Consider the following 23,633-nt stretch of genomic DNA (forward strand, 5'->3'; position numbering starts at 1 on the left):
TTCTGAAAGGAGCGCATCCAATGAGTATGGAAGAATTATTCCATCCAATGCAAGAACCGATGATTTTAGCGGCAGCTATTAGTATCGTAGTTGGTGCAGTGGTTATCGTAGCAGGCCTTACTTATTTCAAAAAATGGGGCTATTTCTACAAAAACTGGCTATCAACTGTTGACCATAAAAAAATCGGGATTATGTATATCGCAGTAGCTTTATTAATGCTATTCCGCGGTGGTATCGATGCACTATTAATGCGTGCACAAACAGCCGTTCCAGATAACGGACTTCTTGATGCACAACACTATAATGAAATTTTCACAACACACGGTTTATTAATGATTCTATTTATGGCGATGCCATTTGTTATCGGCTTAATGAACATTGTCATTCCACTTCAAATCGGTGCACGTGACGTTGCTTTCCCACGTCTAAACGCTGTCAGCTTCTGGCTATTTGCAGCAGGTGCTGGTTTATTAAACTTATCATTCATTATCGGTGGTTCACCAGACGCTGGTTGGACAGCCTACTTCCCTCTTGCAAGTACGGATTTTAGTCCGACTGTAGGGAATAACTATTATTCTTTAGCCCTTCAATTGTCAGGTATTGGTACTTTAATGACAGGTGTTAACTTTATCACGACGATCATTAAAATGCGTGCACCTGGTATGACATTAATGAAAATGCCAATGTTTTCTTGGTCCATTTTAATTACAAACATTATTATCGTATTCGCGTTCCCAGTATTAACTGTAGCGCTTGCTCTTATGATGTTTGACCGTCAATTCGGGACAAAATTCTTTGCGATGCAAGACGGTGGTATGGATATGCTTTGGGCCAACCTTTTCTGGGTTTGGGGACATCCTGAGGTTTATATCGTTATCCTACCTGCTTTCGGTATTTTCTCAGAAATCATCGCAACATTCGCACGTAAAAACTTATACGGTTACAAATCAATGGTGATGAGTATGGTGGTCATTTCCCTACTATCATTCGTAGTTTGGGCCCACCACTTCTATACAATGGGTCATGGTGTAATGGTAAACAGTGTTTTCTCTATTACAACAATGGCAATCGCAGTTCCTACTGGGGTTAAAATATTTAACTGGCTACTCACAATGAGGCACGGGAAAATTCAATTTACAACACCGATGCTTTATGCACTTGGCTTTATTCCTATCTTCACAATTGGTGGGGTTACAGGGGTAATGCTAGCGATGGCAAGTGCTGACTACCAATATCATAATACGATGTTCTTAGTTGCCCACTTCCACTATGTATTAATTCCAGGTACAGTATTTGGTGTCCTTGCAGGTTACCACTACTGGTGGCCAAAAATGTTCGGTTTCCGTCTAAATGAAAAATTAGGGAAAGCTGGTTTCTGGTTCATTGCCATCAGCTTCAACGTAACGTTCTTCCCACTATTCATTTTAGGTTTAGATGGATATGCTCGTCGTATGTACACTTATTCTGAGTCTACTGGTTATGGTCCATTGAACATGTTATCGTTCGTTGGTGCTCTAGGACTTGCAGTCGGCTTTGCATTAATCGTCTACAATATTTACTACAGCTGGAAGCATATGCCTCGTAATGAAAAGGCAGATGTTTGGGATGGTCGTACACTTGAGTGGGCTACTCATTCTCCAGTACCAGAATATAACTTTGCCGTAGTGCCTACCGTTACTCGCTTAGATGAGTTCTGGTTCGCGAAAAAAGAAGGTCGCGATATTACGGCAGGTACAATCGAAAAAATTCACATGCCAAATAATACAGGCACACCATTCTGGATGAGTGGATTCTTCTTCCTTGCAGCATTCTTCGCTGTATTTAATCTATGGATTCCAGCCATCATCAGTATGCTTGGTGTATTTGGCTTCATGATCCATCGTTCATTTGAAAAAGATCATGGTCGTTACATTTCAGTTGAGGAAGTAATGGCAACTGAGAAAAGCTTGAGAGGTGATAAATAATATGAAAATCGATTCTTCACTTCCATTAGAATATAGTACAGAGGAAAACCGTCTAAAAATCTTTGGTTTTTGGATTTTCCTTGGCGCCGAAATCGTGTTATTTGCCACTTTATTTACTGTGTATTTCACACTTCATACACGTACAGGTAGTGGACCAAATGGTGCTGAGATTTTCGAATTAACTCCAGTTCTATGGGAAACATTCTTATTATTAACAAGTAGTTTCACCATTGGTCTTGGTGTTCATGCAATGCGTATTGGTCGTAAAAAAGCGATGATGACATTCTTTATCATCACGCTATTACTAGGCCTTGGCTTCTTAGCTATTGAGATTGATGAATTTGTCACATATGTACACGAAGGTGCGACGATTCAAACAAGCGCTTTCTTATCGTCCTTAATGACTTTACTTGGAACGCACGGTGCCCACGTAACATTCGGTTTCTTCTGGGGCGTAGCTATTTTAATCCAAGTAGCGAAACGTGGCTTAAACCCACAAACGGCTAATAAAGCGTTTATCTTCTCACTGTACTGGCATTTCCTAGACGTTGTTTGGATTTTCATCTTCAGCTTCGTCTACTTGAAAGGACTGATTAGCTGATGAAGGAATTATTCCCAAAACAACATGTGATGGGCTTCGGCTTCTCACTATTACTAACAATCGTAGCTTTAGCAGTTGTAAAATTTGATATGTCTCTTAATATGGCATTTGGAATTTTACTAGTAACTGCTCTTGCACAGGCAACTGTACAATTAGTATTATTCATGCACATCGGTGAATCTGAAGATAAAAAAACGTTATATACAACAATTTTATACTCAGTATTCGTAGGTGTTGTGACAATCATCGGTACATTATTTGCTATGATCTGGGGTTATAATTGATCCATTACACTATTGTGTAAGCAAAAGGCTGTCTGAACTTATCGTCCTTGTACGATAAGTTCGTGACAGCTTTTTTGTTTTATCCCTATTCATTTGGTAATTATCGCGTTTAGCGCTTACAAAAGTAGGAGTAATGTTATTTTTTTAATAAAAAAGTAGTTCTTTTCTAACAATTTATGAAACTTTTGCTTTTCTAGTGCGTATAGTAGTAGATAGTGTTTTTTACCAAGAATAGGAGATGAAAGTAATGAAGAAAATTTTTAAAGTATTAGCAGTCGGAACACTAGCGTTGACACTTGCCGCATGTAATTCAAGCGCTACGCCTACGAAAGACACAACTAATAAAAGCAAACTCACTTTAGAACAAGTGTATGACAAAGCAGTAGATCGTCAGGCTGATATTCAAAGTGCAAGTGCTAAAATGGATATGACACAGGTGACAAAGGTTGGGTCTGGTGATGAAGCAATGGAGTTTTCAATCGACTCCAAAATGGAGATGGATATCATCGTTGATCCACTTGCAATGCATTTATCAGGATCTATGACAATGCCTGATATGATGAATGAAGGTCAAGAAACAATGGACATGCCAATTGAAATGTATATGAAAAAAGATACAGGCTTATTTATGAAGGATTCGACAACAGATAGCTGGTTAAAGCTTCCTGATGAGAACTTTGATGCTATATTAGATCAAACGGCTGCTTCTGCAGATGCGAAGGAACAGCTAGAACAATTGAAAAAATTCATTAAGGACTTTACATTTGAACAAACGGATGATGAATATGTCCTTACATTAGATGCAAAAGGCGATAAATTCAAAGAGCTAATCGATTCTGAGATTAATAAGTCTATGCAAGAAATGGGTCTAGAAGAGAATCCAATGGATCAACTATCAATTGAAAAAATTAACTACGTGCTACACATCGATAAAGAGACTTTCGATACGAACAAAATGGATATGGATTTTGACTTAAAAATGGCCGTAGAAGGTGATGAATTGTTAATGAATACAAAATCAGTCGTTACGTATACTGAATTTAATCATCTAAAAACAATCGATATACCTCAAAGCATTATTGATAACGCTCAAACATTCCAATAATAAAAGAACCTGCTTGTCTACACAAGCAGGTTCTTTTACTCTCAACTATTTTAACAACTAACGAACAATCAACACATCACAAAGCGCATGACGTACCACTTTCTCTGCCACAGAGCCTAACATCATTTTCTCCATACGATTTAATCCAGTTGCACCGCAAACAATTAAATCAACCTGAGGTAACTGTGTTAAAATGCCTTTTGGTGAACCTGTTTCTACAATGGATTCGACCTCTTTGACTCCTGTCTGTAATGCCTCTTTTTCTAGCTTTTCCATTTTAAGAATGTTTTCCTTCTTCAATTCCTCGGCATATTTTAAGTCATATGCTGAAACTGCTCCAAACGATTTTGTATCAATGACATTCACCAATTGCAAAATAGCATTGTGTTCCTTTGCTAATTGACTAGCTCGATCCAATGCTTTTAATGATTGTTCTGAGAAATCAATTGCTACTGCGATCTTAAGATAGTTTGCCATGTTTGTCCTCCCCATTCATCCTACCATTCCATGTTTTCTCAAATATTATATCACAATGGCGTTCGATATAGTTTATCATCCTGAGGTTGCGGATTTCCACGACCATCTGTATTATTGCTAATAAAATAAAGAAATTCTCCATCTACAAAGACATCACGAATTCTACCAAATTCTGATAGTAATTCATTGTGTTTGTTCTTATTTATATCAAAAGCTAGGACTGCTGTGCCTCTTAGGGCAGCGACATATAATTGATCATTTACAATAGCAATGCCTGATGGTGCCCATGTGATAGAAGAACCAGATGTAAAAAGAGGTGTTATCATCCCCTGCTCTTTCTCCATTCCTTCAATAAGAGGCCAGCCATAATTCTTCCCCTTCTCAATGATATTAATTTCATCATTTCCTGCATTGCCATGCTCACTGGCATACATCGTACCATCAGTAGACCATGTTAAGCCTTGTGGATTTCGATGTCCATAGCTGTATATATAGGATTGAGGAAAAGGATTATCATTCGGTATGGTGCCATCCAAATTGATGCGCAAAATTTTCCCTTCTAAAGCTTCCACATCCTGTGCTAAAGAAGGTTGTGTTGCATCTCCTACCGTTGCATACAACTTGCCGTCAGGACCTATTTTCAAACGTCCCCCATGATGGTATGTACCACTCCTTATTCGATCCATAATAACATCCTGTTCGAGCCATTTATTATCGCTAAACGTTAACGTAACAATTCGATTAAATTGTTCCTCTTCCTCGACATACGTATAATACGCATAGGCAACTTGACTAGTAGGAAAATTAGGTGCTAACACAAATCCCAACATACCCGCTTCTGGAGCAGTTGATAGCTCCTTTTTCAGGATAACCTGCTGTCTATCAACGCCCCCTTCCGCAATCTTTACAATACTGCCAGGCCTTTCTGCTATATAAAAGACATCTCCACTTTTTTGAATTGACCAAGGTGACTGCAATTGATCTGCTATTATTTCGATAGAGGAATTCATGGCATCTTTAGCTTGATTTTCCTCACTTTCTAACCTATTATCGTTATTATCCTTCGTTGACGTACAAGCAACACATAGAATCATCGTTAGCAGTATTAAAGGTATGTAACGTCCCATGATTAATCATCCTCTCATTTATGAAAAATAGAAAGAGACGCCACCTAGACGCCTCTCTTACTTTTTATACTTTCAAACAGGATTATTTCACCAAATGTTCTTGTTTTCTCTAACACCTCTAGAAAGGCTTCTTTACGATGGATGAGTCGTTCTTGGTGCAATTTCTGATAGGAATGCTGAAAATCATCTATAGCTATTTTATCCATAAACTCACCTCATATAGTAGTACGTGCTAATATCATTATAATGTTGGAAAATTCTTACGACAATTCTATTTATATTTTTGATTATATGTTCCCAAAATAATAAGGATAAAAGACATATAATTTCTTGCAGCAGCTATTTAAATTTATCTAACTAATGAATGAAAAATGGTAGTACTTTTTCTTCCACAGCTTGTTCACCTGCTTGAATCCATCTACTTTTATCATGAATGTATCCATCTTTATCAAGCGGAGTTTGAAATTGACTAACACCAGTTGCATCTAGTAAGGAGCCCTCATCATAATCTAGACCAATATTCTCAACATGCTTAATGACAAATGGCTTTTGAAAACGAATTTGAGCATCTTCATTATCAAGCTCTCCTGATGTGACGATAAAAGGGACACGTAAATAAATAGTTTCTCCAGCCTCTTTCCATAATACCGAGTCAAAGCTGCCTTTATAGTACTCCCAATTCCCGCCGATCGTGAAACCTCGATCGGCAATTTTATCTCGTAAATAGCCAAATCCTATCTCTTTTCCAACAATTTTTGAATCAAATTGTAACAATTTATCTTCTCCTCCTTTCACTCGATAAAAGTTTAACCTAAAAGACAATATTACAAACTAGCTAAAAGATCATTTTGCTGAACAAAAAAATCCCGAAACCTGAGTAAATTATGGTTTCGGGATTTTCGTGAATTTTTTATAAAGGCACTGAAATATTTCGATGTAACACATATTTAGCAGCTTCTACATACTCTGTGACAGCTCTTTGACTGACTGCGGCTGTAGGGACAATACTCTCAAAGCCATGATAGCAGCCTGGGTATAAGTGGAATTCAACATCTACTCCAGCCTGACATAGCTTGGTTACATATTGCAAAGTCTCATCACGAAACGGATCAAGTTGACCCACACATGTATAGGTAAATGGTAAACCTGATAAATCATCCGCTCTAGCTGCGGCGGCATATGGTGGTACATTGTCGCTACCATTTTCTCCATTCAAATACATTTTCCATCCCTTTTGATTAAGTGAGTGGTTCCAGATCATATGTCCCGTAATTTCTAATGAAGATGGGGTATTATTGCGATCATCAATCATTGGATAGAGCGGCATTTGGAAACTAAGCTTCGGATAATTTCGATCGCGTGTAAGTAGTGCAAGTGCAGCTGTGAGCCCACCACCAGCACTTGCTCCAGCAATCCCTAAACGGGTAGGATCTATCCCTAATTCATCCGCATGATCTGCTACCCATTTTAACGCTGTATAGCAATCTTCAAGCGGAGCTGGATAAGGATGTTCAGGCGCAAGTCGATAGTCTACAGATACTACAACACAATTCGCTTCATTGACAAAACGCTGACAAAGCACATCATCACCCTCTGGTGCTCCTAAGACATAGCCTCCACCATGAATCCATAGCAGGCCTGGGTATATTTCCTTTTGCTCTTTTGATTTATAAATACGAAGACGAAGAGAATCATTATTATCAGGCCCTTGAATGACTTTATTTTCTACTATGATGTGCTCTTCAATTGGAGCTGGCACAGCAACGGCTGCCATTCCTTCTCTTGTAGCTTGTACATTATCCAAATCTAATGGGGGAAAAATTGCTAACGTTTCTTTTAGTTCTGAATCAATACGATGTTCCATTAAAATCCTTCCTCTCTTATTTAAAATGTTTTTACGATGTTAAACCGCCATCAATTGGGACGACAGCACCATTCACATAAGAAGCTTCCTGCGAAATTAAGAAAGCGATTACATTTGCGATTTCAGTAGGGTCTGCCAATCTACGTAATGGTCCATTTTCTTCTGGACTCGATGCCAATCCCTTTGTCATGTTTGTCCTCACGCCACCAGGACAAATTGCATTCACGCGAATCCCTTTAGGTCCATATTCCATGGCCGCCGTTTTAGTTAATCCAATTACACCATGCTTACTTGCCGCATAACCACCTAGATAGGGTTGTCCCTGTATACCAGCTGCTGAGGATGTATTCACAATGACACCTGATTGCTGTTGCTCCATTTCTTTTAATACATACTTTAAGCCGAGAAACGCCCCTTTAAGATTGACCGAGATTATTCTATCAAACGTTTCCTCTTCTAAATCTCCCAGTAGTGTAGGTGGGCTTAAAACACCTGCATTATTGATAAAAGCATCAATCCTGCCAAATGTTTCTTTTGCAGCGTCCACATATTTTTTGACATCCTTGCTTTGTGAAACATCACCTTGGACAAAAATTGCTTGTTGGTGATATTCCTTCACAGCATGTAGTGTGTCTTGTCCACTTTTTTCATCAAAATCCACTAAAACTAATGCTTTGCCCATAGTGGCAAGCAATTTTGCAGTCTGTCTTCCTATACCGCTTCCAGCACCTGTAATAATGACTACTTGTTGCTCCATATTGATATATGCTCCCCTCTCACAAACTATGATATTGATTTTAATTTCATTAACTTAAAGCCTTCATAATTGTTTTGAGCCACTTTATTACAATGTTTTGTGTAATAATCAAATCCTCCTAGATAGATTAAAAAACTTCGAGGTTTGCCCTCAATATTGGCTCCCGTATACCAGGAATCACCTTTGACGTAGAGTGTTGCATTAGCAACATCTCGACAATGTGTGCTCCAAGCTTGCTCTGCTTCTATTGTTGGTTCCACAAGATCAATGTCATGCTCACGCAAATAATGCATGCACTCGGCAATCCATTCGACATGCTGCTCAATAGCAATCGGCATGTTCACGAGAACAGAAGGGCTTTCTGGTCCCGTAATCATAAATAAATTAGGAAAACCTGCTGTTGTGAGTCCAAGATAGGTTTGAACAGCTGCCCCATCCTTCCACTTCTCTTTTAATGACACGCCATTCCTTCCTCGGATATCAATCTTAAATAATGGCCCTGTCATGCCATCATAGCCTGTCGCAAAAATGATGATCTCTAAATCAAAATGGTTATCCGCCGTTTGAATACCTTCTCCTGTTATTTTTTGAATAGGTGATTCTTTGACATCAACCAGTAAAACATTCTCCCTATTATAGGTTTCAAAATAATCGCTATCTAAAACCTGTCTTTTCGTGCCATACATATACTTAGGACATAGTTTTTCTGCAACCACAGGATCTTTCACAATCTGTCGTATTTTGGAGTGAATAAATTCTGCCGCTCTTTCATTGGACTGTTCATTCGTTAACAAGTCATGATAAGTAGCTGAGAAGGCAAAGCCACCTTGTGCCCAAGCTTTCTCAAAAACCGCCTGCCTCTTATCATCAGGTTCTTCCATTGCAGATTGCTGATTTTGTGCAAAAGGTGTACCTGAAACCGAATTTCTCATGGAACGTTTTATCGCTTCAAAATTTTTCTTCGTTTCTTTGATAAAGTCCTCTTCATATGCATGGTTACGAGCGGGAATCGTATATTGTGGAGTGCGTTGAAACACCGTTAACTGCTCTGCTTCTTTTGCAATAACAGGTATTGCCTGAATCCCGCTTGAGCCTGTCCCAATAATTCCTACACGCTTCCCAGTAAAATCAACCTTTTCATGTGGCCAATGCCCCGTGTGATACCATTTTCCGTTAAATTGTTGCAACCCCTGGATGTTAGGAACATTTGCTGCAGATAGACAGCCTATTCCTGTAATAAAGTACCTTGTTAAAATGTACTGCCCATCGTTTAGATGAATCATCCATTTATGTCGTTTTTCATCAAAATGAGCTGCAGTGACTCTTGTGCTAAATTGGATAGCTGATCGCAATTGAAAACGATCGGCTACGTAATTTAAGTAGCGTAATATTTCCGCTTGCTCTGGAAATCTAGATGTCCAAGTCCATTCTTCATATAATTCTTTTGAAAATGTGTAGTTATAATAGATGCTTTCAATATCACATCTAGCACCAGGATAACGATTCCAATACCAAACACCACCTACACCATCTCCAGCCTCGTATACAATGGTTGAAAAGCCTTTACTCCTCAACTGATGTAGCATATACAGACCTGCAAACCCAGCACCTAGAACAACTGCATCCACCTCTTTAATTGTTTGACTACTCACCTGTTGCTCCTCCTTACGCCAAAATAGAGAAATATGGCTTTACTTAGCTTAAATACTACAACTTACAGAATATATTGAAAATTCCTTATTTTAAGCGTAGTATATACTTAAAAAAGGGGATAGGTCATGTCCAATCTTTATACCATTCAAAAACGTTTCGACACAGTACAAAGTTATGCCAACCATGAAGAGCTGTTGATACACATTTTGCAGGTATATTTAGATGCTTTTCCTATCAAGGATGCCTATTTATTGAGGTATTCTCCAATAGGCTTTGTAGCAGAAGGAATCATTTTTTTAAATGAATCGGGTGGTAGTCATATCGGTGAAATTCGTGAGGAGATTCGTAGCTTCCCTATTATTTATGCTGCTATTGAAGATAAGAAGGCTAAATTTTGCACAGGAATGGACTATTTAAAAAATATCAGTATGAAATATTCTATTCCCTCGCAAAATAATACGTTTTTAATTGTCCCTATTTTCATTGGGTCATATGTTTTTGGCTATATTTGTAGTACTCAATTAGAAGAGGAAATCGATATAAATGATAAGCTGTTAGATGACATGACCACCTTTGGAAACATGATTGGACAGCTTATCATACAAGCTAGAACTAGCAAAAAAGAGGGCTTTCTGAGCAAGCGTGAATTAGAGGTAATGAGACAGGTAGCGCAGGGAGATAGTACCAAGGAAATAGCAGATGTTATGAAATTAAGTGAAGTAACCATTACACAATATGTAAAATCTGCTATCAAAAAATTGCGTGCCAAAAATCGCTCTCATGCCATCAGCATTCTTTATCAAGAAGGAATCATTCTTTAAAAAGCCAGGGGAGCACGCTACTCCCCTTTTTTTAGAAGTCCACAATTGTCTTCGCTTTAACAACTATCTTACCCCCAGTAGGCCTTCATTAAATCTATTGACCACGCTGGCTGTTTAACTTCCTCTTTAGGTAAAAATTCTTTCATTACAGGCTTTATATCTAGTATAGGTGTGCCATCTCTGGCGTCTAGCCCTTGAACGATTAATCCTCTTGATTTGACCTCTGACAAGGCAACGATTGTACTTCCTAATTTATTGGGTCTATTTTTACCTCTTTGTGCGAAAATGCCAACCTCTGGATAATCATGATTATTTCTCGGATGTCTTGCCTCATATTGAATTTGATCGTCTGTAACCTTATCAAAATAAAAAATAATTTCTAGATGAGAAAAATCTTCTATTCCTTTTAAGGACGCCTCTTGGATATGATCAGCAAGTTCAATAGTTGAAATAATCTCTCCCCAATGATCATCTTTTAACATTTGCCGATTGTTACGAACGGTAGCGATTGATTGAATAGTATATTGCATGTCTTTTATCCCCCATCTTTTCGAATATCTACTATATGTCCTTTCATTTCTGTATAGACTAAATGGACAGAAAAAAAGATGATTAACGATGTTAATCACCTGACGTGCCATAATCCTTAATGGAAACCTTCACTTCACATGTAATAGGAACCTCACTAAACGTTTGATCCCATTCTTTTTTTCTTTTTTGCCATACTTTCGGGTAATCGATTCTTAGTTTATTGCCAAACCCAGAAACATCTGTTTGAAATTCATGTTGCGTTTTATCTAGTGCCTTCCTCACTAATTGCTCTATCTCTTTTTCAAATACTTTCTCTGCTTTTTTCAAAAATTGATTATCAAATGCTTTATCGGAGAGAACCCAATGTTCAGCAATTCTTCCCTCTGATTGAATTTTTATCGTAAAGGAGATTTGATCCCCTTTTACATGTGGAATAATTTTACTTTTAGCTGAAATAATTTCATACACAATAGGTGCTCCTGACTCCTCATCAAAGCCTTTGACAAGGCCACCTTTCGCATCGCCAGACATCCATGCAATCCCTTCTAGGTCACTCTCATTTAAAAAGCCTCGTAGCTTTTTGGTTTTTCCTTCAATGATAGCAGCGCCTGCAAATTTTACTTCTCCATTTTCTGTACTCACATTTTGCAATAAAAAGCTAGAATCTGAATACAGCTTCCCCTCTAGTTTGGCTACGGTCATCGGAGGCAAAATTTTAGTCGTCCTTTCATGTCCCTCCATCATTTCTACTAATTGAAAGGCAGGAATTTTAGTTGGTTCATTTGTTTCCAGTGCCTGACTTGCCTGATCCTGAGCAATAAAGAGCAGTCCACTCGGCCGTATTTCTAATTCTCTTAGAAAAAAATCCAACGTTTGCTGGAGATTGATAGTACTAGCTAATTCCTCACCAATAATAATTACTTTGGAATGTTCAGCAAAAGAACGTTTATCCACCTTTAACAGCATATTTCGTAAAGTTGGTAACACCGCATCACCTGTCTCAGAAACATTTTTATACGCTTTTTCTGGCAATGCTCCCTCTTTTGTTCCAGAAACCGTTGTCTCTGACGTAACAAATTGATTGGTAATTGTTAGCAACTGTCTGTTTGCATACCTAGCATCTTGTTGCTCTTCAGAGGAAACATCACCCGTTTCTAAATCCAATGATGTACCTACAATAAGGCCTAAATCCTCTATCTCTTTACTACTCCAACATCCAGTAAGAAGTAAGGTTACCGTCGCAACTAGAAGTAAACGTACACAGCAATGTATTCGCTTCATGCTTTCTTTCCTTTCAATTTCGAAATAAGGAGTAAGGTTATCGGTACTACACCAAATAAAATTAATGCAGCATGACCAATCTTATCGCCAAATGTAAATAGATCATTAATATTTTTAGGTGTCATCGCAATAATATAAATAATTGGCAACAATCCGTATAAGAAGGGATGCATATTTTTCTTAAACAGTTGGGCTAATCCTAAAGTAGCGGCATAATAAGTAATCGTAAAGGTCGCAAAGATTTGCATAATCCAAATTACCAGAAGAAATGACTCAAAGCGTTCAAAAATTAAACCAGGGATTTCAAAACTTCGCATTAATTCAATCGTTGGCCAAGTCCTTGTCAAAACACCTTCAATGGATAGAGCACCAATGACCATCACAACCGTGATGACATAAAAGAGCAAGGGTATGGCTATACCCGCCAGTACAACCTTGACGGCTTTTGATTTATCTGAAGGGTACATAAATGCCACAAGTAGTAGCATAATTTCAGGTCCTAAAAATGCCAGTGTCGCTGTTTTAATTCCCTTTAACATCGGAACAACACCCAGTCCAAGTACTGGTCTCAAATTATCAATTTCAAAAATCCCTAAGCTTAAAAAAGCCACAAGTAAAAAAATAACAAAGGTAATTGGAAAAATGATTTCAAATAAACGAGCGATTGTATTGATGCCACCGCTTATTAAGTAAAGCCCAACCCATAAGAAAGGCAAAATAATCGCCCAAGTGGGGGTCCCTTCTAATAAAAAGAGAGAAGTTACTTCAGCCATGATGCGAACTTCAAAGGCAGAAATGGTAAAAAAGTAGGCAATTACACACGCACTTATAAACCAGCCTAACCACTTCCCTATGATATCTTGATTATATTGATAAAATGTTTTGTCAGGGTATTGTTGGCTTAGCTTCACAATAATTACACCTGCAATCATTGCAACGACTCCACCTAAAAATACACTAATCCAAACATCTGGCGTTTTTACTTTTTCTACAGATGCACGAGGTAAAGTAAGAATCCCAGTGGCAAGAATATAGTTAATAATAATAACAACTGCTTGTGACGTCGTTATTTTATCTTTCATACTGCTGTTCATGGCTGTTTTGCTCCCTTTCTCTTATTCCCCTTTGCGGACCGAATCTTTTGGCTTTAACAATCTAGGACGATGCTTCATCATCTTTAACGGCATTCGCACCATAAAATCTTTCCAATCACCTGCTCGATACGGAATAGTTGGGCTCAAATAGGATACACCGAAGCTTTTTAGCTTTACCAAATGACTGCAAAGGAATAAGAAGAATAGAATGATGCCATATAGTCCAAATAAAGCTGCGGAAAACATCGCCACAAAACGTAGCATTCTTAACGTGATACCAGCATTATATTGAGGGATAGCAAAAGAGGAAATTGCTGTTAATGCAACCACAATGACCATGATTGGACTAACAATTCCTGCCTGTACGGCGGCTTCTCCAATAACAAGCCCTCCAACGATCCCCATCGTCGGACCAATTGGCTTCGGTAGACGAAGTCCTGCTTCTCGTAATATCTCAATAGCGACTTCCATAATGAGGGCTTCAATCAATGCTGGGAACGGTACTCCCTGCCTTGTTGCCATCATGGACAGCGCTAGTTTAGTGGGGATTAAACCTTGATGAAATGATACAAAAGCAATGTACAGGGATGGGCCAAATAAAGAGATGCCTGCAGCAAAATAGCGAAGCAAGCGAATAAGTGAGCTCGATAACCAACGTTCATAGTAATCCTCTGGTGATTGCAGTAGCATATTAAACGTGACTGGCACAATTAATGCAAAGGGAGTTCCATCTAAAAGAATTGCGACTCGTCCCTCTAGTAAAGCAGCAATAACCCGATCAGGACGCTCGGTACTTTGCACTTGCGAAAATGGGCTGAGATAATCATCCTCAATCAATTGCTCAATATATCCCGATTCAGCAACATCATCCAAATGGATTGTTTCAATTCGTTCCTTCACCTCTTTGACAAGATTAGGCTGCACAATTTCATCTATATAGGCTAAAACCAACTCTTTTTTCGTACGTTCGCCTACTTCCATCTCGATAATCGATAAATTTCGATTCTCACCATGCTGTCTTAATAAAGAGGTATTCACACTTAATTTTTCCGTGAAGCCCACTCTTGGTCCACGTACCATTGCTTCAGAAACAGGCTCCTCAAGATTTCGAGTTTTGCCATGTGCCGTACCAATGATAAATACATTCTGTATGCCATCCACAATTAATACAGTGGAACCAGTTAATACTTTCCCAACAGCTTTCATGACTTTCGATTCCTCTAGCAGTTCACTCACTGGTAGGATTTCATTTCTAATTGATTGATGTAATTCATGACCTCTTAAAACAGACGACTTTTTTGTATGTCCATTCATTAATGATTTCAAAATATGTTTGTCAATTAATTCTTTATCGCATAATCCTTTAAGAAAAACGATCGCTGCACGATTATCCGTATTTCCTATTTGAAATTCTCTAAAATGAATATCCCAATTATGACCAAGTTCTTTCCTCATTTGTAAAAGATCTTTATTAAAATCTCCTGTAAATTGCTCTAACGTTTTTTGAATAGGTATGTGTACCATCTCAACTTGTTCACTATTTTCTTTCATCTCAATTTTGCCATTGCTCTTATTAACAAATAAAAAAACATGGAACAATTTATAAATTAAATATGGAATAAAAAACGCTAAAAAGCCTTGTAAAAAAACTTGCCAATGTGGCATGTAGGAAATCACCTTTTCCCACATATTGATCACCCTCTTTAGTACACTTGTACAGAGTATCCCTACATGTTTTTATCTTTATCTAAGCAGCAGTATTTTAAACTTCCAATCCTCAACATTCTTTCATAATAAGACACTAACATTCGGTGACCATAAAAAAACCAGCCTCAAATGAGTACTGGTACTTATAAAAGCAATCTTTAGCTTATGGTATACTAGCTACTATGAAAAATTAGAAGGTGAAATTTATGCTAGAAGTCAGTGAAAGTAAATTAACACAATATAGTCTGCATTTTTTGAGTGAGACGCTTATTTTAGGAGAAGAAGTTTTTTCACAACCTGAGGTCATGTTAGAAGCAGCCTTTACACAGCTCGCTTTTAGTAAAATTGATGTGGAACAGCAATATGAATTTTTCCATGAAAGCAATCTTGCACTCCATGAAGTTTTTACGTATTCGAGAGCTATTTTCGAAAAGGGAAGTAACTTCCTAGAACATTCACAAAATATTGCCAAGCACTTACATAGTGTGTCACAGCATCCTAACATCAAAAGCGGAGAACTGTTTATTGGCCTTTTTGAAAATTGTTTACTATTAAATGAGGCTAAAAAGATTATTGCTATTGTCAAAATTGATGAAAAAGAAATGTTTTTAGATGTGAAAAATGAACACAATCAAATGATCGTGAACGGCGTGGATGGCATTAACGTTAAGAAAATTAATAATATGGCTATTATTGTTGATATGGGACCAGATCAATCTCCTGCCGTGTATATTAAAACAAAACGTAAAGAAGATATAGTTTATTGGCAAGAACGATTTTTAAAAATTAAGGCAGCGGATGAGCATTATTATAAAACCCATTTAGCATTAACAGAATGTAAAAAATTCATTTTAAAGGAAGAAAATTATACAAGCACAGAAAAACTTGGCCTCTTGAATAAAACACTGGATTACTTTAGAAATGAAGAGGAGTTTCAGGTAAATCATTATATTGATACTGTTTTTGAGCAAGCGGACACTACGCAAAAAGATATCATCATTAATTCGGTCAAACCCTATGAAACTGTCATTTCTGATAGTGCGCTAGAAAAGGCTGAAAAGAAATACAAACGTAAAATCAAACTGGATTCCAATATTGAAATCCAAGTAAATATCCAACATATTGACCAAATAGATGAATTAATTGAAGTTGGCTATGATGAGGCAACGAATCGCAAATTCTATAAAATCTATTTCCAGGATGAACAGTAGAAGAGCTTGGATTAAACGGATGTAAGTTATCTTATGAGATTAAACATTAGATCTCCTAAAATCTTCAATTAGGAGAAAAAGAGCTTAAAACAGTATAGGCTGCAATAATGCCTTAGTTCGTGCCCATGAATTTTCTCTGGAAGCGCACTAATCCTTGTAAATCTTTGCTTCGCTAATCAACCCTTTGCATGGTCTGAGCTGTAAATAATAGCTATTTTTCAAAGACTACAGATACTAAAACAGTGAGTCTTATCATGAATCCTCCACTCTTTAATTTCTTAAAAATTTTTTTAAAAAGTTAAAACTTTTTCAATTGGTAAAACGTCTAATAATTGGTAACAGAAGTTAACCTAAAGGAGAATTGATAAATATGAAAAAACCTGCTAAAAAAACATGGCTATTAGCTTCAGCATTAACACTAGGGATGGCTGTATTAACACCGCTTCAAGCTGGTGCAACAGCTGTTGATACAACAAATAATGTAACGATTCAAATAGAACAAAAAATAACAGGTACCATTAAATATTTTGATGGCGGCAGCATTACCCTTAAAGGAACAGATGGAAAAAACTACTACATCGGTTTACACAATTTCTCAGATAAACAAATTGAGCAGTTAAAGCTAGCCGAGGGGCAAGAAATTTTAGTTGAGGGTAGTATTGTGAAAGATTACTCAGATTTCTTTACCTTTGCCGTCTATAAAAAAAGCTTACCTAAAGAAGTAACAAAAGAAGAATTAGTCCAACTAGAGAAACTCTTTTCTGACATGAAAAAGGCTGAAAAAGAAGAGAATTATGAGGAAATGGAACGAATCTATCAGGCGATGGATAACATCACAAGACCTTACGAATTAGCAAATTGGCAACCTGAGCCTTTTGAAGAATTTATTAATGAAGCTGCATTCGCTGAAAAAAATATTGTTATCAAAGCACAAGATAAAGAACAGCTAAAAACACTTTATAGTAACTGGATTAAGTATGTAAAAGAAAATAAAACGGATGAGGCATCAGAAAACATTGATAAAATTTTCACTATTCTTGAACCTTATTACCAAGAATTATATCCACCTTTAACTTTTGAAGAATATATGGCGGATATGAACGTCGATTTAACAAAAGAGGAACTTGCAAAACTTAAAACGCTCTATGAAGAGGCACAAAAAGCTGAAAAAGATAAAGACGAAGAATTGGCCATGAAGAAATGGGATGCATTCTATGAAATACTTCGCCCACACTTTAAACCAGTTCCCTTCGAGGAATATATGGCAGATATCGAATTCAGCATTAGTAATGCGGATTACGCAAAATTAAAGCAACACTATGAAGAAGCAGTTGCCCTTGAACAAAAGGGTGAAGATGAAAAAGCTGGCGAGCAATGGGAAGCCTTTTATAAAGTTTTAGACCCTTATTACGAAGCGAACAGAGAAATTCTTATCTCACCATCTAAATTAACATTTAACGGTCAGGATTTTACGCCAGAGCCAGAAACAAATTAAATAAAATTTCAAGGGCCCTCCTATTGGTTTTAGGAGTGGCCCTTTTTGAAGTGACAATTTTGTCATGTTATCCCGGAAATAGTCATGTTAATCGATGGTTTACCCTTATTTTTCTTGTTACAGTAAACCATGTTGCCACAAGCACATTACGTTCTAAGGAGAAAAACAACATGACATTATTCATGAAGAAATCGGTGATGATGACAGTAATGTTACTATTTTTTACGTTCACACCCGGATTTGGACACGCAGCATCAAATGATACAATTAGTAAAATTGATCAGTTTATTAAGGAGCAGCAAACCATTAGTAAAATCCCAGGAATTTCAGTAATTATTGTTGATAAAGGGAAAACCGTCTATCAACGGGGCTTTGGCTTTGCAGATACGAAAACAAAAACACCTGTTACCTCTGATACTCTTTTTGAGTTAGGCTCCACGTCTAAGGCATTTACAGGACTCGCTATTTTACAATTAGAAAAACAAGGTTTGTTAAAACGGTCAGATGATGTCCGAAAGTATATCCCTTGGTTATCATTAACCTATAAAGGCGAGGATCAGGCTGTGACAATACAGCAGCTATTGTCTCATACTAGCGGAATTCCCTCAAATTCCATTACTCAAATCCCAGAAAGCACAGCGGATAATGCCCTTGAATTAACTGTTAAAACACTGCTGGATCAATCACTAAATCGTCAACCAGGGAGTTCTTTTGAGTATGCAACCATCAACTATGATGTCTTAGGCCTCGTCATTGAACAAGTTGCAAAACAGCCATTCGATCAGTATATTCAACAGAAAATTTTACAACCTGTTGGTATGCATCAATCTTTTGTAGGAATTCACCAAGTACATTCCACACATATGGCTTCTGGCTATAAAATAGGTCTAATGAGAGAGCAGCGATACATACCACCTATCTATCGTGGCAATATCCCCGCTGGTTATATCATCAGTAACGCTAATGATATAGCCAGATGGTTAAAATTACAGGTAGGAAACAGTGATATCTATTCAATCAGTAACAATTTAATTCAAGAATCGCATACTCCAGATCTAACAGTGGAGCCTTTTGATACGAATACTTACTATGCAAACGGTTGGGCCGTTGTGAAAAAGGACACAAAGTCATATATCTACCATGCTGGTGAGAATCCAACCTTTTCCTCGTATTTCATTTTGCAACCTGACGAACAAATCGGCGTGGCTATTTTAGCCAATATGAATACAAGCTCTACAACAGCGATTGGACAAGGTGTCATGGATTTATGGGAGGGCAAAACGATTGACATGCAACATATCAGCAGCTATCAAAAGCTAGATAAAATTGTAACAATCATATGTGCTATCATCATCGCAATCAGCATTATGTTCTGTTATCTATTCGTTCAAAATATACGCAGCCTTTATAAAAAACAACGTCGTATGGCAAATCTAAATTACAAAAGAATATTGTTATTATCTGCCCATACTATACTTGTGGCGACAATGCTGACAGCACTATTTATCACGCCTAACATATTACTTGGTGGCTTAAATTGGACATTTATTGAAGTTTGGGCACCAACTTCTATTACATTCCTGTTGTATAGCTCCATTTCGGCCAGTCTTCTATATTTATTATTAGGCTTTATGATGATTGGTACTAAAAGAAAGAATTAAAAATTTAATCGTTTAAAAGATATTTAGCTACAATTAATAACGCTATCTTGATTGAATACTGCGTGATATGAGCTAAAGGTAAAGATGCTGACCTGTATCATTCATTGCAACTACATCCATCTTTGTAGGTAAGAATTGATTCCTTCAGCCCTTTGGAAAGAGTTGTAGGAACAGACCATATCATTTTAGAGAAATATTAATACTTGGGAGCGGAACAAACTCTTTCCGCTCTAATGTTTTTTCATCAACAATTCTTATAGTTGGTGTAATGATTAGCGTTCGAATAGTAGAATCAGGTATAAAAACCTCAACATAACCATTTACTCGCCCAGAACCGCTTTTAATAGTTGTTGCTCCTACATTTTCATATACATTTCCAAGATTATCTTTTATGTCTACCATTAAAAATTCTGTCTCCCAATCAAGATTTCCCTCAAAATAAAGAGTGGTTATATATTTTCCCTCTGTTATTTGATTATAAAATAACTGGTATTGATCATTACCAAAGGGTATATTTACTTTTCTTGAATAGGCTCGGGTTGGTGTAAGTTCTAACTGAAAGTCCCAAGCTCCTTCTACAAGAGTCGTATTTTCAATACCTATAAAATCTTGAGGACGCCATTGAACATTTATCTTTTCATCAATTACTTTGTCTGAAATTCTCGCTGTAAACATACCAATCCAAGTAGCCTCATTCTTTTTAACGATTTGATGACTAAGTACGTCTAGCTTGTTTCCGTTGCCTTCTAAATCGCCCTTCCAAAATAGAGGGGGTTCATCTATCGATTGTTCGTGTTTCATTTCATAACTAACCGATACAATCGTTCCATCGAAAAAAGCCTCAGCTAATTCAATGAAGGTTCCGTTACTTTCGTCTATTTGATTGATGGTTGATGCATTATCACTAAATACTTGTAATTGGGGATTATCATTGCTATTTAATAGTTGCTGTACAATTGGTACTCGATTAGCCACTACAGGTAGCCAAATGCTGCTACTAGCAAAAATAAATGTGAGCATGGCGACAATACTAACCCACCTCCATTTTTTAAATACATACTTCTTGGTTGAAGATGACCGTAAAACACTTTTTTCAATATTAATCTTTTCCCAATCAGATAATTCAATTGGTTCAATCTCATCAATATCTATTTCGATGAAGTCCTTTTCGTTCATTTAGATACCTCCCAGCTCTTCTGTTAACTTTAACTTACCTCGATATAAACGATTTTCTACAGCTGATTTAGATAGACCAAATATCTCAGCGATTTCTCCGTTGGAATATCCTAAGTAGTATTTCAAGAGAAAAATTTCCTGATCGTTTTTACTTAAATTTAAAATACTGATAAATAGTTGCTCTTTTTGTACTTTTTGTTCTACGATTCTTTCTGGTAGATCCTTGCTATTTGAAATTGATGAAAGTAACTCGACTGTTTTAGGCTTATTTTGAAGGCTTCTATATGTATCAATCGCTTTATATTTTGCAATAACGCCAATCCATTTTTTAAAATCAATCTCATCGCCAGTAAATTGAATACTCTTTTGCCAAATGGTTAGAAATACATCGTTGATACATTCTTCAATAGCTGTTTGATTGGGCTGTAACACTTTCACTACAATGGCTTTAACATAACCTCCATATTTGTTAATCACTTCTCTTAAAGCTTGTTCATCTTTTTTTTGTAGCTGATTAATTAATGAATACACGAAGTTAGAAAACCTCCTTTCCTTTCTTCTCTACAAGTAATAACGAGCAAATGAAAGAAAACTCTCACATTATTTAAATAAAAAAATAAATGATTCCTTTCCGCAACACATTGTAGCTAAAAATAGAAACGGAAAAACATCGACTTACTGTTTCAAACCCGCTCCATCATCATGCATCAAAAAATTATTTTTTATCTTATGGACTGGATTGACAACTAATCATCAGGCTGTAACAAGCGCCTTTGAGTTTCATCCTATCAAGTGTTTAGTGATACTCATCCATCCTTCACCCAAGATTCTCTTTAAAATTACCTAAATACGATTCATTAGACGAATACCCTTTTCTCTTTCAATGACATTCATACAATAAACTGAAGAAAGGAGAGATCTTGATGGGATACTTTGGAAACATGGGTAATTTCAATTGTTGTTATGGAGGCTATGGTAATGACTATAGCGGCGGTTATAGTATGGGTTGTTGTGGCATGGACTATGGCGGCAAAAACAATAGTTCAACATTCGTTTTAATCGTTGTGCTATTCATTCTTCTCATTATTGTCGGAGCAACATTCGTGCAAAAAGAATATTAATAGTTATTGATAAACATGAAAAAGGGATGATCTTCATTAATAGCAGCTCACATTAATGTCGATACATCCACAGCAAAGAGGGTCACTTCCAGCCTATGTGACCCTTTTTTAAACCTGCTTGTCTTTCACCTTATTTAATTTTAAATTCTCCATTTCTCACATTTGCGGTAATACGCATCGCTAAAGAAATATAATAAGCCAACATTCTTACTCCCATTTACGCCCCATATCCGCTTTTACATCATAAAGTTTTTAAAAATGAAACCACCTAAAGCAATGAATCGTATACTTACTTATGAAAAGCCAGCACTTTTTTTGTAAAAGGGGTCGAGTAATGTGAGAGAATGGTTGCAAGGAAGGAAAAACAAAAAGAGAAGAGATAAGAGACGTAAAGATCAATATTCATTAATTGACTTATTTCTTGATGTACTAATTTGGATACCAGAATTACTTTTCCTCCCATTTAGAATCATTTATTGGTTGTTGAGAGGAGTTGGAAGGTTTATTGGAGAAGGTTTTAATTAAAAAACCGCTCAAAAGGATGTCATTTGATTTTTTGTACCAATATGATTGAGGCAAAGGAAAATTTTGTTGGGCATTCAAAAGGGATAAAGTCATTTAGTTGAGGCGCTGACCCTATCCCTCTCCAAGTGGCATTCTCCTTTAAATTAGATTAATTGGAGATAAACGGTGCTTTTTGTACATACTTTTGATTTTCTATTTGGTTAATGATGAATGTAGCTATATCCCGATTTGTTATTTTTGTACCTGGCATATCTCCAAGATTTTCCTTTATGAACCCTACTTCATCTCCCTCTACGATAAATGGAAGCCGAATTAGTGTCCATTTGATTACTTGATTATAGCTAAGGAGATGCCATTCTTTTTTCTTATCCATCATCATTTTTGAATAAATAATTTCAAATATCTTTGCACCCATTCTATTTATAATACTCTTTGTATCTCCAGCAATGGTTAGCGATCCACCCGTTACCCCAATATAACGATCCATATGTAAATCAGACATGACTCCCAATATATTTTCCGTTACTTTACTATAAATCGGTTTTTCTTTCATTGGTTGACCAAAAGTATTGATAACGATTTGACAATCTTTTAATAGCTTTTGAAGATCCTCGATATTTTGTACATTTCCTTCTATTACCTCAATCCTACTGTCTCTGAAAACTAACTTTTCTGGGTTTCTAACAAGCATCCGTACGTGATACCCTTTCTCTAATGCTTTAGAAGCAATGTAACGCCCCGCTTTACCTGTTCCCCCGATAATTGCTATCTTTTTATAAACGTCCATGATGCCCCCCTAATTATCATAATAATATGTATACGGGCAAATCATGGTTTAGATTCAATAATTCGATTATTCACCTCTCTTTATCAAATGAGATAAAGAAATAGTAATTTTGTTTATTCTAGCTAGAGCTTTTGTCTAAGCAAAAGAAAAAGAACCACTCTCTTAAAAGAAAATGGCACTTCAATGCCTCATCGTACTAACTTGATAATACGCTTTTTAGGTGTATTCAACTTAACTCTTGTGTAAAAAAATAGATCAGTGATTTATATTATTTACTAAGTCTTTATTATAGGCAATCCACTTCTCCATTTCTCTCTCGACAGCTCGGTTTTGCCATTCAAACCAAATACCTGTACATTCACTGCAGTGACTATCGACACCCTTTTTTTCA

Annotated in this window: 24 protein-coding genes; 10 read left to right on the forward strand and 14 right to left on the reverse strand. The window is 36.8% G+C overall.

From position 1 onward, the window contains the following. Positions 1 to 20 precede the first annotated feature (20 nt). The 4 genes from qoxB (at position 21) to L6W14_RS15900 (ending at position 3,954) form a co-directional block, all read left to right on the forward strand. Positions 21 to 1,964 (forward strand): cytochrome aa3 quinol oxidase subunit I, encoded by a 1,944-nt coding sequence (qoxB, locus tag L6W14_RS15885; protein ID WP_048395108.1) that lies wholly within the window; start codon positions 21 to 23, stop codon positions 1,962 to 1,964. 1 nt (position 1,965) lies between these two features. Next, positions 1,966 to 2,565 (forward strand): cytochrome aa3 quinol oxidase subunit III, encoded by a 600-nt coding sequence (qoxC, locus tag L6W14_RS15890; protein ID WP_004226587.1) that lies wholly within the window; start codon positions 1,966 to 1,968, stop codon positions 2,563 to 2,565. Continuing rightward, entirely contained in the window at positions 2,565 to 2,849 is a 285-nt protein-coding gene (gene qoxD, locus L6W14_RS15895) for a cytochrome aa3 quinol oxidase subunit IV (RefSeq protein ID WP_004226585.1), read from the forward strand. The genes qoxC and qoxD overlap by 1 nt, the downstream gene beginning before the upstream one ends. Before the next feature lie 247 nt (positions 2,850 to 3,096). Further along, entirely contained in the window at positions 3,097 to 3,954 is an 858-nt protein-coding gene (locus L6W14_RS15900) for a DUF6612 family protein (protein WP_131520463.1), read from the forward strand. A 57-nt stretch (positions 3,955 to 4,011) separates the two neighbouring features. Here L6W14_RS15900 and L6W14_RS15905 read toward each other — a convergent pair whose 3' ends face one another. The 7 genes from L6W14_RS15905 to L6W14_RS15935 form a co-directional block, all read right to left on the reverse strand. Then, positions 4,012 to 4,431 (reverse strand): universal stress protein, encoded by a 420-nt coding sequence (locus L6W14_RS15905; RefSeq protein ID WP_054550012.1) that lies wholly within the window; start codon positions 4,429 to 4,431, stop codon positions 4,012 to 4,014. A 50-nt stretch (positions 4,432 to 4,481) separates the two neighbouring features. Further along, entirely contained in the window at positions 4,482 to 5,558 is a 1,077-nt protein-coding gene (locus L6W14_RS15910; protein WP_237898317.1) for a PQQ-dependent sugar dehydrogenase, read from the reverse strand. A gap of 44 nt (positions 5,559 to 5,602) precedes the next feature. Continuing rightward, entirely contained in the window at positions 5,603 to 5,764 is a 162-nt protein-coding gene (locus tag L6W14_RS15915) for a hypothetical protein (RefSeq protein WP_167444838.1), read from the reverse strand. A 151-nt stretch (positions 5,765 to 5,915) separates the two neighbouring features. Continuing rightward, complete coding sequence (locus tag L6W14_RS15920) at positions 5,916 to 6,332, reverse strand: YugN family protein (RefSeq protein WP_048395101.1); 417 nt, start codon at positions 6,330 to 6,332, stop codon at positions 5,916 to 5,918. Positions 6,333 to 6,468: 136 nt separating this feature from the next. After that, positions 6,469 to 7,422, reverse strand: a complete 954-nt coding sequence (locus tag L6W14_RS15925; RefSeq protein ID WP_066036519.1) for an alpha/beta hydrolase — start codon at positions 7,420 to 7,422, stop codon at positions 6,469 to 6,471. 31 nt (positions 7,423 to 7,453) lie between these two features. Next, positions 7,454 to 8,185 (reverse strand): SDR family NAD(P)-dependent oxidoreductase, encoded by a 732-nt coding sequence (locus L6W14_RS15930; RefSeq protein ID WP_066036520.1) that lies wholly within the window; start codon positions 8,183 to 8,185, stop codon positions 7,454 to 7,456. A gap of 20 nt (positions 8,186 to 8,205) precedes the next feature. Further along, a complete protein-coding gene (locus tag L6W14_RS15935) occupies positions 8,206 to 9,831 on the reverse strand; it encodes a flavin-containing monooxygenase (protein WP_237898318.1) in 1,626 nt (541 codons plus the stop codon). A 126-nt stretch (positions 9,832 to 9,957) separates the two neighbouring features. On the opposite strand from L6W14_RS15935, the gene L6W14_RS15940 reads away from it, so the two are divergent. After that, positions 9,958 to 10,653, forward strand: a complete 696-nt coding sequence (locus tag L6W14_RS15940) for a response regulator transcription factor (RefSeq protein WP_131520458.1) — start codon at positions 9,958 to 9,960, stop codon at positions 10,651 to 10,653. 68 nt (positions 10,654 to 10,721) lie between these two features. Here the strand turns inward: L6W14_RS15940 and L6W14_RS15945 are convergent, their stop codons facing one another. The 4 genes from L6W14_RS15945 to L6W14_RS15960 form a co-directional block, all read right to left on the reverse strand. Next, entirely contained in the window at positions 10,722 to 11,183 is a 462-nt protein-coding gene (locus L6W14_RS15945; RefSeq protein WP_237898319.1) for an SAM-dependent methyltransferase, read from the reverse strand. A 91-nt stretch (positions 11,184 to 11,274) separates the two neighbouring features. Beyond that, positions 11,275 to 12,465: a Ger(x)C family spore germination protein gene (locus tag L6W14_RS15950; RefSeq protein WP_237898320.1), complete on the reverse strand. Its 1,191-nt coding sequence runs from the start codon at positions 12,463 to 12,465 to the stop codon at positions 11,275 to 11,277. Continuing rightward, entirely contained in the window at positions 12,462 to 13,559 is a 1,098-nt protein-coding gene (locus L6W14_RS15955; protein WP_048395089.1) for a spore germination protein, read from the reverse strand. Before L6W14_RS15955 ends, L6W14_RS15950 begins: the two co-directional genes overlap by 4 nt. Before the next feature lie 21 nt (positions 13,560 to 13,580). After that, a complete protein-coding gene (locus L6W14_RS15960) occupies positions 13,581 to 15,248 on the reverse strand; it encodes a spore germination protein (protein ID WP_131520456.1) in 1,668 nt (555 codons plus the stop codon). A 224-nt stretch (positions 15,249 to 15,472) separates the two neighbouring features. Between L6W14_RS15960 and L6W14_RS15965 the strand changes: the two genes are divergently transcribed. From L6W14_RS15965 to L6W14_RS15975, 3 genes are all read left to right on the forward strand, one after another. Beyond that, positions 15,473 to 16,477 carry a nucleoid-associated protein gene (locus L6W14_RS15965; RefSeq protein ID WP_066036525.1) on the forward strand — a complete coding sequence of 335 codons (1,005 nt, stop codon included), beginning with the start codon at positions 15,473 to 15,475 and terminating at the stop codon, positions 16,475 to 16,477. 370 nt (positions 16,478 to 16,847) lie between these two features. Then, complete coding sequence (locus L6W14_RS15970; protein WP_131520455.1) at positions 16,848 to 17,972, forward strand: hypothetical protein; 1,125 nt, start codon at positions 16,848 to 16,850, stop codon at positions 17,970 to 17,972. Positions 17,973 to 18,142: 170 nt separating this feature from the next. Then, positions 18,143 to 19,633 carry a serine hydrolase domain-containing protein gene (locus tag L6W14_RS15975; RefSeq protein ID WP_237898321.1) on the forward strand — a complete coding sequence of 497 codons (1,491 nt, stop codon included), beginning with the start codon at positions 18,143 to 18,145 and terminating at the stop codon, positions 19,631 to 19,633. 180 nt (positions 19,634 to 19,813) lie between these two features. Here L6W14_RS15975 and L6W14_RS15980 read toward each other — a convergent pair whose 3' ends face one another. Together L6W14_RS15980 and L6W14_RS15985 are read right to left on the reverse strand one after the other, a co-directional pair. Further along, entirely contained in the window at positions 19,814 to 20,809 is a 996-nt protein-coding gene (locus L6W14_RS15980) for a DUF4179 domain-containing protein (RefSeq protein ID WP_237898322.1), read from the reverse strand. Continuing rightward, a complete protein-coding gene (locus tag L6W14_RS15985; RefSeq protein WP_048395075.1) occupies positions 20,810 to 21,340 on the reverse strand; it encodes a sigma-70 family RNA polymerase sigma factor in 531 nt (176 codons plus the stop codon). 392 nt (positions 21,341 to 21,732) lie between these two features. Between L6W14_RS15985 and L6W14_RS23205 the strand changes: the two genes are divergently transcribed. Then, the gene (locus tag L6W14_RS23205; RefSeq protein ID WP_048395072.1) at positions 21,733 to 21,930 is read left to right on the forward strand and encodes a YjcZ family sporulation protein; all 198 of its coding nucleotides are present in this window, start codon (positions 21,733 to 21,735) and stop codon (positions 21,928 to 21,930) included. 336 nt (positions 21,931 to 22,266) lie between these two features. After that, the gene (locus L6W14_RS15995) at positions 22,267 to 22,455 is read left to right on the forward strand and encodes a hypothetical protein (protein WP_048395071.1); all 189 of its coding nucleotides are present in this window, start codon (positions 22,267 to 22,269) and stop codon (positions 22,453 to 22,455) included. 148 nt (positions 22,456 to 22,603) lie between these two features. Here L6W14_RS15995 and L6W14_RS16000 read toward each other — a convergent pair whose 3' ends face one another. After that, positions 22,604 to 23,242, reverse strand: coding sequence for an NAD(P)H-binding protein (locus L6W14_RS16000; RefSeq protein ID WP_066036529.1), 639 nt, complete (start codon positions 23,240 to 23,242; stop codon positions 22,604 to 22,606). Between the last annotated feature and the right edge of the window lie 391 nt (positions 23,243 to 23,633).

The organism is Lysinibacillus sp. ACHW1.5, from assembly GCF_022014815.1.
In the GTDB taxonomy this organism is placed as follows: Bacteria; Bacillota; Bacilli; order Bacillales_A; family Planococcaceae; genus Lysinibacillus; species Lysinibacillus capsici.

What these genes read in the sequence shown, in the direction of transcription:
- qoxB (WP_048395108.1), top strand. Translation starts at nt 21, where the DNA reads ATGAGTATGGAAGAATTATTCCATCCAATGCAAGAACCGATGATTTTA.
- qoxC (WP_004226587.1), top strand. Translation starts at nt 1,966, where the DNA reads ATGAAAATCGATTCTTCACTTCCATTAGAATATAGTACAGAGGAAAAC.
- qoxD (WP_004226585.1), top strand. Translation starts at nt 2,565, where the DNA reads ATGAAGGAATTATTCCCAAAACAACATGTGATGGGCTTCGGCTTCTCA.
- L6W14_RS15900 (WP_131520463.1), top strand. Translation starts at nt 3,097, where the DNA reads ATGAAGAAAATTTTTAAAGTATTAGCAGTCGGAACACTAGCGTTGACA.
- L6W14_RS15905 (WP_054550012.1), bottom strand. Translation starts at nt 4,431, where the DNA reads ATGGCAAACTATCTTAAGATCGCAGTAGCAATTGATTTCTCAGAACAA.
- L6W14_RS15910 (WP_237898317.1), bottom strand. Translation starts at nt 5,558, where the DNA reads ATGGGACGTTACATACCTTTAATACTGCTAACGATGATTCTATGTGTT.
- L6W14_RS15915 (WP_167444838.1), bottom strand. Translation starts at nt 5,764, where the DNA reads ATGGATAAAATAGCTATAGATGATTTTCAGCATTCCTATCAGAAATTG.
- L6W14_RS15925 (WP_066036519.1), bottom strand. Translation starts at nt 7,422, where the DNA reads ATGGAACATCGTATTGATTCAGAACTAAAAGAAACGTTAGCAATTTTT.
- L6W14_RS15940 (WP_131520458.1), top strand. Translation starts at nt 9,958, where the DNA reads ATGTCCAATCTTTATACCATTCAAAAACGTTTCGACACAGTACAAAGT.
- L6W14_RS15945 (WP_237898319.1), bottom strand. Translation starts at nt 11,183, where the DNA reads ATGCAATATACTATTCAATCAATCGCTACCGTTCGTAACAATCGGCAA.
- L6W14_RS15950 (WP_237898320.1), bottom strand. Translation starts at nt 12,465, where the DNA reads ATGAAGCGAATACATTGCTGTGTACGTTTACTTCTAGTTGCGACGGTA.
- L6W14_RS15955 (WP_048395089.1), bottom strand. Translation starts at nt 13,559, where the DNA reads ATGAACAGCAGTATGAAAGATAAAATAACGACGTCACAAGCAGTTGTT.
- L6W14_RS15960 (WP_131520456.1), bottom strand. Translation starts at nt 15,248, where the DNA reads ATGTGGGAAAAGGTGATTTCCTACATGCCACATTGGCAAGTTTTTTTA.
- L6W14_RS15965 (WP_066036525.1), top strand. Translation starts at nt 15,473, where the DNA reads ATGCTAGAAGTCAGTGAAAGTAAATTAACACAATATAGTCTGCATTTT.
- L6W14_RS15970 (WP_131520455.1), top strand. Translation starts at nt 16,848, where the DNA reads ATGAAAAAACCTGCTAAAAAAACATGGCTATTAGCTTCAGCATTAACA.
- L6W14_RS15975 (WP_237898321.1), top strand. Translation starts at nt 18,143, where the DNA reads ATGACATTATTCATGAAGAAATCGGTGATGATGACAGTAATGTTACTA.
- L6W14_RS15980 (WP_237898322.1), bottom strand. Translation starts at nt 20,809, where the DNA reads ATGAACGAAAAGGACTTCATCGAAATAGATATTGATGAGATTGAACCA.
- L6W14_RS23205 (WP_048395072.1), top strand. Translation starts at nt 21,733, where the DNA reads ATGGGATACTTTGGAAACATGGGTAATTTCAATTGTTGTTATGGAGGC.
- L6W14_RS16000 (WP_066036529.1), bottom strand. Translation starts at nt 23,242, where the DNA reads ATGGACGTTTATAAAAAGATAGCAATTATCGGGGGAACAGGTAAAGCG.